Origin of the sequence: Sporosarcina pasadenensis (assembly GCF_047228845.1) — a bacterium.
Classification (GTDB): Bacteria; Bacillota; Bacilli; order Bacillales_A; family Planococcaceae; genus Sporosarcina.
In genome coordinates this window covers 177,659-193,526 of the sequence record NZ_JBFEGM010000008.1, presented here as the reverse complement: position 1 = coordinate 193,526, position 15,868 = coordinate 177,659, and the positions used below count along the sequence as shown (strand labels likewise).

Annotated in this window: 14 protein-coding genes, 1 rRNA gene and 3 riboswitches; of the genes, 1 reads left to right on the top strand and 14 read right to left on the bottom strand. The window is 47.1% G+C overall.

Going from position 1 to position 15,868, the window contains the following annotated elements:
* From AB1K89_RS12790 to AB1K89_RS12740, 11 genes are all read right to left on the bottom strand, one after another.
* Positions 1–80 (bottom strand): 16S ribosomal RNA (locus tag AB1K89_RS12790); the annotation flags it as partial.
* A 423-nt stretch (positions 81–503) separates the two neighbouring features.
* Positions 504–1,838, bottom strand: a complete 1,335-nt coding sequence (locus AB1K89_RS12785) for an NCS2 family permease (protein ID WP_413055100.1) — start codon at positions 1,836–1,838, stop codon at positions 504–506.
* 146 nt (positions 1,839–1,984) lie between these two features.
* A riboswitch (purine riboswitch) is annotated at positions 1,985–2,086 on the bottom strand.
* Positions 2,086–3,642 carry a glutamine-hydrolyzing GMP synthase gene (gene guaA, locus AB1K89_RS12780; RefSeq protein ID WP_413055099.1) on the bottom strand — a complete coding sequence of 519 codons (1,557 nt, stop codon included), beginning with the start codon at positions 3,640–3,642 and terminating at the stop codon, positions 2,086–2,088. (Overlaps the previous riboswitch by 1 nt.)
* Before the next feature lie 89 nt (positions 3,643–3,731).
* Positions 3,732–3,833: riboswitch (purine riboswitch) on the bottom strand.
* Positions 3,834–3,863: 30 nt separating this feature from the next.
* A complete protein-coding gene (locus tag AB1K89_RS12775; RefSeq protein WP_413055098.1) occupies positions 3,864–6,059 on the bottom strand; it encodes a transglutaminase TgpA family protein in 2,196 nt (731 codons plus the stop codon).
* On the bottom strand, positions 6,059–7,267 hold the full coding sequence (locus AB1K89_RS12770; protein WP_413055097.1) for a DUF58 domain-containing protein: 1,209 nt from the start codon (positions 7,265–7,267) through the stop codon (positions 6,059–6,061). The genes AB1K89_RS12775 and AB1K89_RS12770 overlap by 1 nt, the downstream gene beginning before the upstream one ends.
* Complete coding sequence (locus tag AB1K89_RS12765; RefSeq protein ID WP_413055108.1) at positions 7,264–8,214, bottom strand: AAA family ATPase; 951 nt, start codon at positions 8,212–8,214, stop codon at positions 7,264–7,266. Before AB1K89_RS12765 ends, AB1K89_RS12770 begins: the two co-directional genes overlap by 4 nt.
* A 174-nt stretch (positions 8,215–8,388) precedes the next feature.
* Positions 8,389–9,213, bottom strand: a complete 825-nt coding sequence (nadE, locus tag AB1K89_RS12760) for an NAD(+) synthase (RefSeq protein WP_413055096.1) — start codon at positions 9,211–9,213, stop codon at positions 8,389–8,391.
* Between the two features lie 13 nt (positions 9,214–9,226).
* Positions 9,227–10,696 carry a nicotinate phosphoribosyltransferase gene (locus AB1K89_RS12755; protein WP_413055095.1) on the bottom strand — a complete coding sequence of 490 codons (1,470 nt, stop codon included), beginning with the start codon at positions 10,694–10,696 and terminating at the stop codon, positions 9,227–9,229.
* A 111-nt stretch (positions 10,697–10,807) separates the two neighbouring features.
* Positions 10,808–12,145: an MATE family efflux transporter gene (locus tag AB1K89_RS12750; RefSeq protein ID WP_413055094.1), complete on the bottom strand. Its 1,338-nt coding sequence runs from the start codon at positions 12,143–12,145 to the stop codon at positions 10,808–10,810.
* A 13-nt stretch (positions 12,146–12,158) separates the two neighbouring features.
* Entirely contained in the window at positions 12,159–12,473 is a 315-nt protein-coding gene (locus AB1K89_RS12745) for a DMT family transporter (RefSeq protein ID WP_413055093.1), read from the bottom strand.
* Between the two features lies 1 nt (position 12,474).
* A complete protein-coding gene (locus AB1K89_RS12740) occupies positions 12,475–12,813 on the bottom strand; it encodes a DMT family transporter (RefSeq protein WP_413055092.1) in 339 nt (112 codons plus the stop codon).
* 137 nt (positions 12,814–12,950) lie between these two features.
* Positions 12,951–13,057: riboswitch (SAM riboswitch) on the top strand.
* A gap of 69 nt (positions 13,058–13,126) precedes the next feature.
* On the opposite strand from AB1K89_RS12740, the gene AB1K89_RS12735 reads away from it, so the two are divergent.
* A complete protein-coding gene (locus AB1K89_RS12735) occupies positions 13,127–14,263 on the top strand; it encodes a methionine biosynthesis PLP-dependent protein (protein WP_413055091.1) in 1,137 nt (378 codons plus the stop codon).
* Positions 14,264–14,300: 37 nt separating this feature from the next.
* On the opposite strand, the gene AB1K89_RS12730 is transcribed toward AB1K89_RS12735, so the two are convergent.
* The 3 genes from AB1K89_RS12730 to AB1K89_RS12720 form a co-directional block, all read right to left on the bottom strand.
* On the bottom strand, positions 14,301–14,870 hold the full coding sequence (locus AB1K89_RS12730) for an NADPH-dependent FMN reductase (protein ID WP_413055090.1): 570 nt from the start codon (positions 14,868–14,870) through the stop codon (positions 14,301–14,303).
* A 166-nt stretch (positions 14,871–15,036) separates the two neighbouring features.
* The gene (locus AB1K89_RS12725) at positions 15,037–15,192 is read right to left on the bottom strand and encodes a hypothetical protein (RefSeq protein ID WP_413055089.1); all 156 of its coding nucleotides are present in this window, start codon (positions 15,190–15,192) and stop codon (positions 15,037–15,039) included.
* Positions 15,193–15,231: 39 nt separating this feature from the next.
* Positions 15,232–15,357 (bottom strand): hypothetical protein, encoded by a 126-nt coding sequence (locus AB1K89_RS12720; RefSeq protein ID WP_413055088.1) that lies wholly within the window; start codon positions 15,355–15,357, stop codon positions 15,232–15,234.
* Positions 15,358–15,868 lie beyond the last annotated feature (511 nt).

Genomic DNA, 15,868 nt, shown 5'->3' with positions numbered 1-15,868 from the left:
CTCCCATCAATTCGCTCGACTTGCATGTATTAGGCACGCCGCCAGCGTTCGTCCTGAGCCAGGATCAAACTCTCCATGATAGAGAAATTCGAGTAGCTCGAGTTTCTTGCTGGCATCATTTAAGATGTCAATTTCGAATCCGAAGATTCGATTTGTCTTTTCACCGACGAGGTCGGCTACAAGACTTTATTTGTTGACGTTTTGCTGTTCAGTTTTCAAGGTTCATGTCTTAAGCTGTCGGTTTGTGTCGTTCTCTCGACTGCTTTATTACTATACCAAATGGTTTTTAAAGTGTCAACAGTTTTGGTGAATAATTTTCACCTGATTCATTTCTTCTATAGAAAAGCCCATCATAACAGCATCGCCACCAAATTCATTTACACTATTACATTTCAAAAGCAGATCTATTCCTTATTCAATTAATAGTATGTATGCATAAAAAAAGAACGGTCCATAAGAACCGTTCTCTTCGTTACACATTCGCCTTCCCATCTTCCCTTACTTCATTTAATGAAAATGAAGTATAGGATAAAGATGATGAAGAGGCCATACATGATTGGGTGAATCTCTTTCCTTCTTCCGCTCAACAACATTGTGATCGGGTAGAAGACGAAGCCGATGGCGATTCCGGTTGCGATGCTGTATGTCAATGGCATCGTAATGATTGTGAAGAATGCCGGTACCGCGACTTCGAATTTCGACCATTCGATGTTGCCGAGTGTCGATACCATGAGCACGCCGACGATGATGAGTGCAGGTGCTGTCACTTCAGGAGTGATGACAAACAATAATGGAGAGAAGAACAGCGCCAACAAGAATAGTGTTCCCGTTACAATAGAAGCAAGTCCAGTTTTGGCACCTGCCGCAACCCCTGCAGTCGATTCGATATAAGAAGTCGTTGTCGACGTTCCGAATACCGAGCCTGTTACTGTTGCCAATGAGTCAGCAAGCAAAGCTTTGCCCGCACGTGGCAATTTTTCGTCCTTCATCAATCCGGCTTGTGTAGCTACCGCAACTAGTGTCCCTGCCGTATCGAAAAAGTCGACGAATAGGAACGTGATGACGATGACGAGAAATTGAGTCGTCATCAATGATGCCGGATCGTTGAAAATTGCTTCGAATGCAGCGCCGAATGTCGGAGCGACGGACGGCACTTTGGAAACTACCTTTGTCGGAACATCAATCAGGCTGACTAACATTCCTAATACCGTCGTCAAAATCATTCCGTAGAAGATAGCACCTTTAATTTGTCGCACCATCATGATGACCGTGATCACTAAGCCGAAGATCGCTAGCAATGTAGGTCCTGCAGATAAATCGCCAAGCGTTACGAGTGTGTTCGGATCCCCGACGATAATATTCGCATTTTGCAATCCTAAGAACGTAATGAAAAGTCCAATACCCGCGCCAACTGCATATTTCAATTGTGCTGGGATGGCATTAATGATAGTTTCACGCAAACCTGATAACGATAGAATAATAAAGATAAGTCCAGAGAATAATACACCTGTCAATGCTGTTTGCCATGGAATTCCATAAGTGAGTACGACCGTAAACGCGAAAAATGCGTTCAATCCCATACCCGGTGCCAATGCGATCGGATATCTAGCAATTAACCCCATAAATAGTGAACCAACTGCCGCAGCCAATGCTGTAGCGACGAAAACGGCGCCTTTATCCATACGCATCGCATCGGGAAGATCAGGAATCCCTTCTAATGAAAGCATGAGCGGGTTGACCGCCAAAATATATGCCATCGCAAGGAATGTGGTAACTCCCCCGATAATTTCCCGCCGATAATTGGTTCCTAGCTTTTCGAACTCAAAGTATTTCTTCATGATAACCGCCCTTTTATGTAATTTTAAATCAAAGTCGTCATTTAGCGTCCAGAGGCCGGAAATCCAGTTTGATAATCAACATAAAAAAGGAAGTATACGATAATTACTCGTATACTTCCCTATGACAACCAAATTAAAACGATTTTCGCCTTTAATTCAATCATCGTAGTCAGAACATTTACGGTGTTCCGGTAGAGACTTTCGGGCCATATCCCCGAAGATATACGATGCAGTTATTCAATTTTGCTTATTCCCACTCGATCGTGCCTGGCGGTTTTGCAGTGATGTCATACACGACACGGTTTACGTGGTCGACTTCCGATGTGATGCGCGTACTGATCTTTTCGAGGACATCCCAAGGGATGCGCGCCCAATCTGCTGTCATGCCGTCAACGGAATGAACAGCGCGGATGCCGATCGCATGGTCGTAGGAGCGTTTATCGTTCCTCTTACCAACGCTTCGGATGTCCGGCAGGATTGCAAAGTATTGCCAGATCTCACGGTCAAGTCCCGCTTTCGCGATTTCGTCGCGCAAAATCCAATCGGCTTCGCGGACGATTTCAAGCTTCTCTTCCGTAATTTCCCCAAGCACCCGAACGCCGAGGCCCGGTCCAGGGAATGGCTGGCGATGCACGATATCAGCAGGCAAGCCGAGCTCTGCTCCGACTGCGCGCACTTCGTCTTTGAACAATGCTTTCAACGGCTCGATCAATTCGAACTCCATGTCTTCCGGCAACCCGCCAACGTTATGATGGGATTTGATCACTTCATCCGTTGCCGTTCCACTTTCGATGATGTCCGCATAAATCGTACCTTGCGCGAGGAAATCGATTCCTTCGAGCTTTGCGGATTCTTCGTCAAATACATATATGAATTCATTGCCGATCACTTTCCGCTTTTCCTCAGGATTTGTGACGCCTTTCAGCTTGTCCAAGAAGCGTTCGCGTGCATCGACTTTAATGAAGTTCATATGGAATTGATTGCTGAATGTATCGACGACGCTTTCCACTTCACCTTTGCGGAGTAGACCGTGGTCGACGAAAATGCAAGTAAGCTGGTCGCCAATTGCTCGGTGGATCAACGTCGCAACAACAGATGAATCGACGCCGCCGCTAAGTGCGCAAAGGACTTTCCTCTCGCCAACTTGCGAACGGATCTTCTCGACTTCGATATCGATGAATCTTTTCATCGTCCAGCTTTTCTGTGCGCCGCAAACGGCAAATACGAATTGGTTTAGGATTTCCTTACCTTCACCAGATTGCGGGGCTTCCGGATGGAACAAGGTGCCGTAAAGGTGTTTTTCTTCGTTTGCAAAAGCGACTGTCCCGCCATCCTGGCCTGTAGCGATAGCCGAAAAGCCTGCCGGCAATTCAGAGATTGTATTGCCTTTGCCCATGAAAACGGACTGCTTTTCTGCAAGTCCCGAAAACAGCTTCGAAGCAGGAGTGACGTTGACTTCCTGAACGACCGCGGCATCTTCCGCAACTCCAGTTTTTCCGTCGAATTGCTTTACAATCAGTTCCGCACCGGAGGAAATTCCGAGTACAGGGATACCTAGATTGAAGATGTCAGCGTCGATTCCGTAATCAACGTCTTTCAATCCGCCGGAAAGGATGATTCCAACAGCCTGCATATTTTTGATATCCTCCGCAGTAACCGTATGAGGATGCAATTCGCTGTAAACCCCCAACTCACGGATCGTGCGTGTGATCAGTTGGTTATATGCGTTACCGTAATTCAATACTACAATCTTTTCCTGTTCGATCAATAATGGAGCCGTCGACAATTGATCCACCTCTTCCATTTAGTTTCCGAAATCTCATAAATGAGTAAAGACGCGTAAGAAAGTCCTTCTTTCTACGCGTCTCATCGTTCTACTGCAGGCAGAAACAGACATAGCTGTCCCGCCTTCATAGACAAGCCGTTCACGGTGGCCTGGTAGAAACGTCCGAACCATATTATCAGACATATATGAGGGCATATCGGTGTTCTTTTTTTCAATCTTACGCCTCCGATATGCAAAAATCAACAGGAAGCCCTATTGATTAAATCTTCCCATATTTCCTGCAAGACTGCCCAATCGGTGTGAGCCGTATACCCACCATACAGTCCCCGTTCGTACGCCTCCGTGAGCATTCCCATCCGGCTGCCCCCGAAGTGCGTATCGACCGTTTTCGCATATTCGGATAAAGTCATACTGTCCGTCCGTTTGAATCCAAACCGATCCAGCTGTTTCAATAGGCTTTTATATTGCTTCGTGTACACTACCCAATCAACTTTCCTTTTCCGGTAAGCATTTATAAGAAGTTTTGGGATCCATTTCCCTCTATGCGTATACACTTTCCATGTAATGAATAAAACGACGGCAATCCCGATGACTCCGACCCACGCATTTTCACGCAGGAACTTACCCGTCTTTTCGAAGAATGCGGCAATACCGCCATCTTCCTCTTTCTTTGCAGGAGTTTCCGTCCGGTCAACTTCGGGCTTCTCACGCTCTTCCATTTCCCGCACTTCCGGGTCGCTCATATCCAGTTCGAGGTCATACTCTATGTCGGTCATATTCGAAAATCCGATCGTCGGCTCGAAAGGCATCCATCCGAACCCTGGAATATAAGCCTCCACCCACGAGTGCGCCTCATTGTTCGTTACTTTATATTCGATTTTCCCTCTTGAATTCGTTTTTGCTTCACCCGGAGCAAACCCCTTCACCCAACGCGCAGGGATATCGGATGCGCGCAGCATGACGACCATGGATGTTGAAAAGTTATCGCAATATCCACGTTTCGTATCGAACAGAAATTGATCGACGTAATCCTCATTTCCTCTTGGAACCGCCACGTTTTGCTGATCATACACAAATCCGTTTCTTGCGAAATAGCGTTCAATCGATTTCGCCTTGTCGTACACGTTCTCCTCTTTCCCAGTAATAGTGAGTGCCAATTCACGGACACGGTCCGGTAATTGCTCAGGCAGCTGCAAGTATTCGGTGAAATCAACAGTTTCAAGCGCATAGTCATCCATCGATGTTTCGCGAAGCGCCTTCAAGCTGTATTTTTGCTCGACGATATCAATTGCGAACGAATCGAGCTCCATCTTTTCCCCGTCTTTCATCACCCAGAACTGGCCCGTCTCCACCTGATTTTGCAAGATGACGTCCGTCCGCGTATGGATGCTGTATGTGCCATACGGATAGACGAGATAAGGCAATTGTTCATTCATATTGATGTCAGCCCGAAGAGATTCCGAGCCTTCAATCATTGCGTCCGAACCATCATAGGCAAGCAATGCCCCAGGGACGACATTCATAGGCATCGTCTCGGGGGATTGCTGCTCCCAGCCTTTCGACGTATACGTATTTTTCGTTTCGATTTTCCAATATTGCTTTTTAGGGACAGTCGCCCTGAAAACGACAGTGTCATCTTGCGAGAAAGCGCCCCCAAGTCTAGAGTCATCCGAATCATATCCACTTTTTGAAACGAGGCTGCCACTGCCAATCCCTTCCCCTTGCACAACCGATTTCAAAAAAGGGATAGGGTCGGCCCAAACTGGCCCCTGATCTGGCATAAAGCTAGCGAATGCGCTGCTGAAAATGACCGCGAATAATAAAGGAATTGAAAACGTGGCGAACATTCCCGTGCCCATTTTCCGTCCATGTCTCTCGGAAATGCGAGAAATCGTCAGCAATCCTATTAATAACAGTCCTGATACCATGATCCTGAAAATCGCCCCGTCCGCCGAATAGGAACTGAAAGTGTCCAAAACGGCGATGAATACGACCGTCAATGCGTAGAAAAGGAGGATGCTTTTCCGCACTTCGATCCAATGGCGAATCAAGTAAATTGTCATCCATAATAGAACGAAAAAGAGAACCGTCCGGAATGGGTTTGTAATGCCCTCCCAATTCCACGCCGCGATAGTACCGAAGTTCGACAGAAGATCATCGGTGAGCAAAGCGACGGTTTCTCTTGAGAACATAGCAGTCTTAAAAAACACATAATGAATCGACCAAAATAGGTAGATGATCTTCAGCGGAATGGAGAGCCACCATCTCATCCTCAGCAATCCAAATAGGAAGGAGATCGCGATGAAATAAAGGAAGACCCCTATATATTCCGTATCGGTCAATTCAATGACAGGCAAGAGCCATTCCCAGAGCAGGATGAAGGCGAGCACATACATGAGTATAAGGACGCGCCTATCCGTCCTTCCTTCTTTCATCAACTCGCCACCTCCTTAAAAGCCTCTGAAAATTGCCTTCTACTTAATGCATGTATCGTAATGCCTTTCGCTTTGGCAAACCTGATTTGCTCTTGAAGCTGCGAAGGTAATGCCCTTTCACCGTCAACGAGAACGAAACAGATGACCGACTTCGTATTATTCACGAGGCTTGTCATCGACTGGATGAACGTCCAATCGGGATTTGCGGTCACTACCACGACGCTGCCGGCAGTCGTTGAAAGTGACGAGTAGACCAATGGCTGCACCGTCTCCGTTCTGACTGGCCTAATTTTCGCCAAATGCACAAATACATCATGCAGCTGATCCGCTGAATGGATGAAAGGAAAAGCGACCGTCTCCTCCCCCGCCGAAGCGAAAGCGACATTCGCCTGATGGTTTGCAGCTTCCTCAACGATGGATGCCGCAAGTTCAACTTGCTCTTCGAACAGATCTGATTCCCTGCCGTCGAGCAGCACGATTATATCTTCCGATTGCCGATCTTCAAATTCTTTCGTCATCAAATTTTGTGTACGGGCGAACGACTTCCAATGGATCCAAGTGACCCGGTCCCCCGCCTGGTAATCCCTCACCCCGGTTGCCATCGTCGTATCCTTGACGAGCGAAAACGGGGATACGAGAGAACCGCGATCATATTGGGCATTGATCGGCACGTATTTGATCGAGGTCGTATTCGGATAAACAAGAATAGCATCCTTCAACTCTATGAATGTGCGTTTTTGAATCCATCCGAAAAAATCGGAAACTTCTACTTCAACGCCTTCCACAATATGCTCCCCTCTCGGAAGCTTGTCGATTTCATAGGAAAACTCTACATTTTTTTTGAAGCCGAATAGGAAAATCTGCTTCGTTCGATTTTTCGTTTTGATAACCATGGCGGGGTCCGCCCATTTTTCAATCGCAACGGTATACAACAAAGGGAAAGGAAACGTCCGCTCGAGCTTCACCGTAACGGCAAGCTTCCCGCCGCTCTCGATCGTTTTTGTACGGATGATACGCTCGGCTTTAATATTATTCATAGGATAGGCAAATAGAGAGATTGAATACAAGAGGAAAGGTGTCAGCATATAAAAGATCGTCCAGCTCACTTTGCCGCCTTGGAACATCGCGAAGACATAGACGGAAAAGAAGAGGCCGACTATGAAAACGAAGCGGCCTGTCATCGATAGCAATTCTTTCCCTTTGTTCATTTCGATCCGACCCGGTCAATCGGCACGCTCACCCTTGTGAGGATCCGTTCGACGATTTCAGTTGAGGTAATCCCTTCGTACTTCGCTTCCGACTTTAGGATAAGCCGATGGCCGAACACAAAAGGAGCCAAATATTTCACGTCGTCAGGCTTCACATACGTCCGTCCTTTAATGAGCGCGTACGCTTGGCATGATTTCATGAGCGCAAGCGACCCACGCGGACTGACTCCAAGATAGACGTGCGGATTATTGCGGGTTTCTGATGCACAGTCGACGATATACGTTTTGATCGTATGGTCGACATTCACTTCTTTCACCGCTTTTTGAAGCTCCGCCAATTCGTGAATCGTGAGGACGGTTTCCAGATGATCGATCGGCACCGATTTTTCCGCGCGGGATAGCACTTCAATTTCTTCCAACCTTTTTGGATATCCCATCTTCAGCTTGAAGAGGAACCGGTCCAATTGCGCTTCCGGCAAAGGGTATGTCCCTTCATATTCAATCGGGTTCTGGGTCGCCATGACGAAGAACGGCTGCGGAATTTGAATCGTTTCCCCATCCACAGTGACGGACGATTCTTCCATGCTCTCGAGTAAGGCGGCTTGCGTCTTTGGAGACGTCCGGTTGATTTCATCAGCCAAGACGATGTTTCCGACAATCGGACCCGGCCTGAACTCAAATTCCATTTCCTTCGGATTGTAAATTGATACGCCAAGGACGTCCGATGGCAGTAAATCCGGCGTGAACTGTATACGTTTGAAGGAGGCTCCAATCGATTTCGCCAGCGCCTTCACCATCATCGTTTTCCCGACGCCGGGCACGTCCTCCAATAGGACATGTCCGCCAGCAAGCAGGGCGGTGACACTCAATTCCGCAATATCCCGCTTGCCGATCATCACCTTATCTATATTCGCGAGAACTTTGTCGATCACTTGTGCATGTGTCATTGTCATTCTTTTTCCTCCCATTCCAGCTTCTCTCTATAACATGTCCGAAAATTTACAAAATGTAACTTTATAATACCGTAAAAATCACAGTTCTACAATAAGATGTAGAATTTCCAAGCTCGGTTATAGCGCAAAAAAACCGCCACCGAATCCAATTCGATGGCAGGTTCGTGTTCATTTCCAAAAATCGTCGAATATCGTGATCGGCAAATGACGTTTATGCGCCGATCTTTTATAATGCTTTTCAATCGTTTCAAGCGCGGCGTCTGAAACCGGCTTCCCTTCCAGGAAATCATCGATCTCATCATATGTGACGCCGAGTGCCACTTCGTCGGGCAATGCCGGCTTATCGTCTTCCAAATCCGCTGTCGGCACTTTCATATATAAATGCTCAGGAGATCCAAGTTCCTTCATCAATTGGCGACCTTGCCTCTTATTCAATCGGTAGATCGGCATGAGGTCGGCTGCGCCGTCTCCGAACTTCGTGTAAAAGCCGGTCAACGCCTCCGCAGCATGGTCGGTCCCGAGAACGACACAGCTATGCGCCGCTGCAATGGAGTATTGGACTTTCATCCGCTCCCGCGCTTTTTCATTCCCTTTCGTGTAATCGGAAATGGTGATGCCCGCCTTCAATAATGCCTGTTCGCTCGCATCAACCGCGGCTTTGATGTCGACCGTGTAGAGCAAGGCAGGTTTGATGAAATCAAGCGCGTCCTGCGCATCGTCTTCATCGAACTGCTTCCCATACGGAAGTCTGACGGCAATGAATTTATAGCGGTCCGTCTCGTTCTCTTCGTTCAACTCATCGACAGCAATCTGCGCAAGCCTTCCGACGAGCGATGAATCTTGCCCGCCCGATATGCCGAGGACGAAGCCGTTGACGAATGTATTTTTCATTGCATATTCCTTCATGAAATCAACCGATTTGCGGATTTCCTTCTGAGGGTCAATTGACGGCATGCTTTTCAGCTCCGCAATGACCTGTTCTTGAAAAGTCATTTTCCGCACCTCCTCATCTCATTGAAAACTCATCCACTTTGTCCTGCACTTCACGGATATTGCGCATTTTATTGTCCCAACATTTCTGGCTCAGGTCGACCGGATACTCCTCCGGATTCAAAGAGCGTTTATATTCATCCCATAGCAATTCCAAATTATCGTGGGCGAACTGGCGCATTTCATTCAACGTAGGATTTTTGTAGATCACGTTGCCGCCTTCGACGACCTTCGTATGCAGATTCACGGCATCGAAGTTCGTGACGAATTTGGAAATGAATGTGTGTACCGGATGGAACATTTTAATCCTTTTTTCAACTGTCGGGTCTTCATCGTGCATCGTAATGTAATCGCCTTCCGCTTTGCCGTTCTCCCGGTCGATGATGCGGTAGACCTTCTTCTGGCCAGGTGTCGTCACTTTTTCGACATTAGAAGAGATTTTGATCGTATCTTCCATTTCACCTTTTTCATTCTCAATTGAAACGATTTTATATACCGCGCCGAGAGCTGGTTGATCGTAAGCAGTGATCAGCTTCGTGCCGATCCCCCATACATCGACCTTCGCCCCTTGCGCTTTCAAGTTCAAGATCGTGTACTCGTCCAAGTCATTTGAGACGACGATTTTCGCATCGTGGAAACCGGCTGCATCAAGCATTTTTCGCGCTTCCTTCGAAAGGAACGCGATGTCGCCGCTGTCGAGGCGGATGCCGATGAAATTAATTTGATCGCCAAGCTCTTTCGCGACTTGGATAGCCGTTGGAATCCCGATTTTCAGCGTATTGTACGTATCTACGAGGAATACGCAGTCCTTATGCCGTCTGGCGTAAGAGTGGAACGCTTCGTATTCGCTTTGATACGCTTGAACCAATGAATGGGCATGCGTTCCCGCAACCGGAATGCCGAAGCGTTTGCCGGCACGTACATTGCTCGTCGCCTCGATGCCTCCGATGACTGCTGCGCGCGCTCCCCAAACTGCCGCGTCCATTTCTTGCGCTCGCCTACTTCCGAACTCCATGACAACTTGATCTTTGACGACTTGCTTAATGCGGCTCGCCTTCGTCGCGATGAGCGTCTGGAAATTGACGATATTGAGAAGCGCTGTCTCGATTAGCTGGGCTTCCGCTAACGTCGATTCCACTCGAAGAATCGGTTCGTTCGCAAATACAAGTTCCCCTTCCTTCATCGAATAAACATCGCCCGTGAAACGGATATCCTTCAAATAGGCGAGGAAGTCATCTTTGTAGCCGAGCTCCTCCTTCAAATAGGTCAAATCGCTTTCACTGAAATGGAAGTCCTTTAAATAATCGAGGATCCTCTCGAGCCCCGCAAAAATCGCATAGCCGTTCCCGAATGGCAAGCTTCTGAAGTATAGCTCAAATACCGCTTTCCGTTCATGGATCCCATCCGCCCAATATGATTCCATCATGTTGATTTGATAAAGATCTGTATGTAGTGCCAAACTGTCATCTGCATATTTCGAACTCATGCCAAATCTCCTTCTTCCGCATTCTTCTGATAGTTCCAGTATACACTATTTACCCTCAATTCGACGGAAAATAACATAATCAAACATCTCCGTAAACCTGTATAACTCGCTTCAATCCCCGAAAATTTCGGCTTCCTTCCACTTTCCGTACCGATAATAAAGAAAGGCGATCATGCTGCTAATGACAAAGCTGACGCCAATTCCGACGGCTATCCCCTTCTCTCCCATGAAGCCTGACAGGAAGTATGTGACGGGGTAACGCAATATCCAAAACGAGATGATATTGAGCACGAGCACTTGGAACATCGCCCCTGACGCCCTGACTGCCCCGTTCAACACGAAGTTGATGCCTAGGAAAGGATAGAAAAATGCAATCATCTTCAAATAGTCCGCCCCAAAACGGACGGCATCCGCATCACTTATGAAAAGGCGGATACCAGCCCCCGCAAAAGCGTAGACGATTCCCGCGATGGCGAACATGATGCCAAGGTTATAAAGAAAGCCGATGAATGTAATCTTGTGGACGCGGTTCCATTTTCCAGCCCCGATATTTTGCCCAGCCATACTATTCACTGCCGTTCCAATCGCTTGCGCCGGCAACATGATCACGCTATCGAGCCGCTGCGCAGCACCGTATCCTGCAACGACTGCCGGGCCGAAAGAAGCTACGACACTCATAATCGCCATGACGCCAGCTGAAATGACGCTCATTTGCAAGCCCGCTGGTATGCCCAATTTCAAAATAGCAAGCACTTCCCGCTTCGCCGGGATATGCGGCTTCGAAAACGGCACCAATTTCTTTCGGACGGAATAAATGGCGCCAGTCGCAAATGCGACTCCTTGGGACACGATCGTCGCTATCGCAGCTCCTTGGACGCCCCATCCGAAGACGGCGATGAAAATCGGATCTAGCACCGTATTCAATAGGACGGCGGTCAACACGAAATAGATCGGTGTCTTGGAATCGCCGACAGACCGGAACACTGTGTTGATGAAGTTGTAGCCGAACAGAAACAGGATTCCGAAAAAGTTGACACGCAAATAGGACGTCGCCATGTCAATCATCGACTCAGGAGTTCCAAGCAATGCTAAGATCGGCTTTGCTAAAAAGAAACCTGCAAAGCTTAAGACGACGGACATGATCGCAAGTAGAACGACGAAAGCGTTCAAATAATTGCGCAATCCCGTCTCGCTTCCCCTCCCCTTTTGCTGGGAGAGGATTGTGAGCGCCGCATTATTCAGGCCGATGACAAATGAGAGGACGGTGAAAACGACTGTGCCCGAAATCGCGACCGCTCCAAGCGCATCCGCACCAATCAGATTCCCGACCCATAGGCTGTCGATGAATTGATACGACACTTGCAAAAGGTTCGTTAAAATGATCGGAGCCGAATAGAAGATCAGCTGCTTCGCAAGCGGCCCTTCCGTAAAATCATATTGCTTCGCCACAGCGCTCCCTCCTTCATCCAAATAACTTCAATCCGACCGCCCCTCCGATAATCAAACAGAGGAAAAACATCCGTTTCCATCCGGCCGCTTCCTTGAAAAACATAATGCCCATCAGCACCGCACCCGCGGCACCGAGTCCCGTCCATATCGCATACGCCGTCCCCATCGGAATATCGCGCATCGCAAGTGACAAAAACCAAAAACCGACCGAAAATGTCACAATAATTAGCAACAGACGGGGCCACGACCTTTTCTGCAAATAAAGATTAATGGCCATGACACCGAAAATCTCACCTAAGCTGGCGATGACTAAATATACCCAAGCCATCTCAATCGCCCCCTTCCGCTGCTTCACCGGATTCGACCGTCGTCATTTTAATCCCAATGACCCCGATGATGATAATCGCGATGAAGATCACCTTTGCGATGGAAAACTCCGCATGGAAGAACAGGAAGTCTATAAGGACAATCGCCGCCGCACCCGAGCCGGTGAACACTGCATATACCGTCCCGGACGGAAGCGTCTCGCAAGCTTTAATAATTGCATAGAAACTGATGATAATGGCAACGACGGTCCACGTCCATTCGAGTGCCGTATCGGAGTACCGAAGTCCAATCACCCAGAATATCTCAACGATCGCCGCCAATAAAACATAAAGCCAAGCCAATGGAATCCTCCTCGTCTTTCAACATGCCTACATTATAGCAAAAGTCCCCAGAAATTTTTCCTCCGGAGAGGCTTGCAATCTAACAAGGAACATGATAACTTTAAATAAATCATTTTTCTAACAATTGCATATTTTGATTCTTATCAAGAGAGACGGAGGGATTGGCCCGATGAAGTCTCAGCAACCAGCCCGATATTGGTATGGTGCTAATTCCAAAAGGCGTGGAACGTCTCGAAGATAAGAAGATTGATTTCAACGATGTTGGAGGCCCTCTTCTTAATTGAAGAGGCCTCTTTTTTAATAGACAAAGGAGATGGGCAACTTGACAAAGCAAAGCATTAACACGAAATTGGTGCAACTAGGAAATCAGAGCGATCCGAGAACTGGGGCGGTCAACCCTCCCCTTCATTTTTCGACCGCCTACAAGCATGATGGATTAGGACTTTCCACGGGATATGACTATATACGAACGAAAAACCCGACCCGGACGGTTCTTGAGGAAGGCATCGCAAATTTAGAAAACGGCGACCGCGGTTACGCGTGTAGTTCGGGCATGGCGGCGATCCAGCTCGTCATGTCCCTGTTCAAATCGGGGGATGAACTGATCGCTCCCGACGACCTGTACGGCGGGACGTTCCGTTTGTTTGACCAATACGCCAATCTGTATAACATCCGGACCTCGTATACGTCTTTTGAAAACGTCGAGGAAGTAGAAAAGCTCATTACTGGAAAAACGAAAGCTATTTTCATCGAAACACCGACAAACCCGCTCATGCTGGAAATCGACATTGAAAAGTATGTGGAGCTCGCAAAAAAACACGACTTGCTCGTCATCGTCGATAATACGTTTTTGACTCCGTATTACCAACGCCCGATCGAGCTCGGGGCGGACATCGTCATCCATAGCGCGACGAAATATATCGGTGGCCATAATGACGTGCTTGCAGGGCTCGTCGTCGCAAAAGGAGAAGAATTGTGCAACCGTTTAGGAGAGAACCATAATGCGATCGGTGCAACGCTTTCGCCGTTCGATTCTTGGCTCGTCATCCGCGGGTTGAAGACATTGCATGTCCGAATGAAACAGCATGACGCCAACGCAAAGGAACTCGTCTCCTATTTGGAAAGCGAACCGCTCGTCGATGACGTACTCTATGCCGGAAAAGGCGGCATGATTTCATTCAGGGTGCGGGAAAGCGAATGGGTCGATCCGCTTTTGCAAAACTTACGGCTCATCACATTTGCCGAAAGTCTCGGTGGAGTCGAAAGCTTAATTACATATCCGACGACGCAAACCCATTCGGAAATTCCCGAGGAGGTGCGGGAAGAGCGCGGTGTCGATAGGCGTCTATTGCGCCTCTCTGTCGGATTGGAGGAAGCTGAGGACTTGATCGACGATCTTAAGCAAGCCCTCGCCATTGCCGCGGAGACGACAGCTGTGAGTCAGCAATAAAGAAAGGCCGTCTCGGTGAATGAGACGGCCTTATTTATTAGGAATTGATTTCAGCCAAAGCTTTTCTTTGCGAATAGAACGCGATGAAGTTGTTGACGACGTTATCTAAGAAGTCGATTGTCGCTTGGTCTGTCAATTGTCCCGCTTCATCCATCTTTTCATGGATGGAACCGATGTACACTTCATTATTCGGCAATAGTGCTGGAGAGAGCATCGGGTTCGTCAAGATTTCACGCAAGTGGATTTGCGCGCGGACACTTCCCAACACGCCCATTGAAGCGCCGATCATGAATGCAGGCTTGTCTTTAATTGCGAAATTGCTTCTAGAAAGCCAGTCGACAGCATTTTTCATTGCCCCTGGAATGGAGAAGTTGTATTCCGGAACTGCAAAAAGGACCGCATCCGAATCTCTCACATTATCCAAGAAATCCTTCACGTTTTCTGGCTGGTTGCTTTCTATATCAACGGAAAATATATCGACATCATTAATGAAAACAGGTGTAATATCGAGTTGACCCGCATATTTCTTCCTTAAATACTCAACCACTTTCAAGTTGTATGAAGTGGAGCTTGTACTGCCGATAATCGCTTTTACTGAAATTGTCATGATGGAGGACTCCTTTTCGTTTTTCTGCTTAGCATGACCTCACTATTGGAAGGTATGCATCTCCTAATGTAGACTCATCGATTATCTCACATTCAAGATATCTTTTTAAAAAATATGCTCAAACGAAAAGAACGTCCCCCATTTGCCTCAGGGGACGTTCCATTTATTAATTGAAGAAGCTGAAGAAAATCATCCAGAAAGGAACGGTTTTCCGCTCTTTCCGTTTCCGCTTGAGCGCTCTCTGCTCGAGTCGATACTGTTCGACTTCCTGTCGCATATCTTCCACTTGTCGTTGAACTACTTCTCTATCAATGAAATGCATAATTATTATTCTCCTCTTGGAGAGGAACCTAAAACAAGATTACAATCGGCGTTCACCTGTTGTGCCGCCATTTATGATATCTATCCATTTTGGAGATTCCCACTCCGTCAATTTTTTCGTAGTTTTTTGTTTAGTTCGTTCATGTTTTGCATATTGAATAATCATTTTGCTTTTCCTCCTTTGTTTTTTATTTGAATCAACTCAACTGCGGGCTGCTTCGCTACCCACTTTCCAGAGACTCCACCTTCAATACTTTCCGTTGTTGCCCTACATTCATCATCGGAAACACTCCTTTTCAATTTTTTATATGTTACACGCAAAGCGTGAAAACACCGAATTTTCCTTCAAATGAAGACACAAAAAAGCACACGCCTTTTGCATAAGCGTGTGCTCATATAAAAGAACGGCATACCATGCCATTCCTCGGTCTACAATTAGAAAGAGAGATTTGTCAGGCACGGACTCGATATGAAGTTTAGTTGGATAGCAATTGTGTTTTTCATGTTCCGTACCTCCTTTTGATAATTAGAATAACTTACTTATTGAGGATACCATTTCCATTAATTTATTGTCAATAGGGAATTTGAGAAAGATTCTCTTTTTTATTTATTTCATTACTGTAAGGATGGCAAGTGCTTCATGTAATAGTGTATGATATTCATAAGAACTGCTTCAA

Excerpts from the sequence above, each read along its gene's own strand:
- AB1K89_RS12730 (WP_413055090.1), bottom strand. The coding sequence starts at position 14,870 with ATGACAATTTCAGTAAAAGCGATTATCGGCAGTACAAGCTCCACTTCA.
- AB1K89_RS12785 (WP_413055100.1), bottom strand. The coding sequence starts at position 1,838 with ATGAAGAAATACTTTGAGTTCGAAAAGCTAGGAACCAATTATCGGCGG.
- AB1K89_RS12775 (WP_413055098.1), bottom strand. The coding sequence starts at position 6,059 with ATGAAAGAAGGAAGGACGGATAGGCGCGTCCTTATACTCATGTATGTG.
- AB1K89_RS12765 (WP_413055108.1), bottom strand. The coding sequence starts at position 8,214 with ATGACACATGCACAAGTGATCGACAAAGTTCTCGCGAATATAGATAAG.
- AB1K89_RS12725 (WP_413055089.1), bottom strand. The coding sequence starts at position 15,192 with ATGCATTTCATTGATAGAGAAGTAGTTCAACGACAAGTGGAAGATATG.
- nadE (WP_413055096.1), bottom strand. The coding sequence starts at position 9,213 with ATGACTTTTCAAGAACAGGTCATTGCGGAGCTGAAAAGCATGCCGTCA.
- AB1K89_RS12755 (WP_413055095.1), bottom strand. The coding sequence starts at position 10,696 with ATGAGTTCGAAATATGCAGATGACAGTTTGGCACTACATACAGATCTT.
- AB1K89_RS12745 (WP_413055093.1), bottom strand. The coding sequence starts at position 12,473 with ATGGCTTGGGTATATTTAGTCATCGCCAGCTTAGGTGAGATTTTCGGT.
- AB1K89_RS12735 (WP_413055091.1), top strand. The coding sequence starts at position 13,127 with ATGGGCAACTTGACAAAGCAAAGCATTAACACGAAATTGGTGCAACTA.
- AB1K89_RS12770 (WP_413055097.1), bottom strand. The coding sequence starts at position 7,267 with ATGAACAAAGGGAAAGAATTGCTATCGATGACAGGCCGCTTCGTTTTC.
- AB1K89_RS12720 (WP_413055088.1), bottom strand. The coding sequence starts at position 15,357 with ATGATTATTCAATATGCAAAACATGAACGAACTAAACAAAAAACTACG.
- guaA (WP_413055099.1), bottom strand. The coding sequence starts at position 3,642 with ATGGAAGAGGTGGATCAATTGTCGACGGCTCCATTATTGATCGAACAG.